This window comes from Vibrio marinisediminis, from assembly GCF_014050145.1.
Taxonomy (GTDB): domain Bacteria; phylum Pseudomonadota; class Gammaproteobacteria; order Enterobacterales; family Vibrionaceae; genus Vibrio; species Vibrio marinisediminis.
The window spans coordinates 1-216 of record NZ_JACFYF010000493.1; the positions used below are offsets into that span (position 1 = coordinate 1).

The 216-nt window shown below is 28.2% G+C and carries 1 protein-coding gene; it reads right to left on the bottom strand.

Annotation, left to right across the window (positions count from 1 at the left end):
• Positions 1-216, bottom strand: a 216-nt coding sequence (locus H2O73_RS24665) for a hypothetical protein (protein WP_220457818.1), incomplete at both ends; no start/stop codon positions are given.

Genomic DNA, 216 nt, shown 5'->3' on the forward strand with positions numbered 1-216 from the left:
TAAATTGACTTTATTTCTAATAAAATCTTCCAATTCTTTTCTTCTTGTACTTTTTGCAATTTTAAATTGTTGTTGTGTTTTAGACCAATCAGGAAAAACGATACCAATTCCTGTATAACTTGCCATGTAAGGATACATATCAGCTGTTAATTGAATACCAGATTTTCTAATTTTTTTTATAGTGTCTAAAATTTGATTGGCTCGGACTTTGCCTTT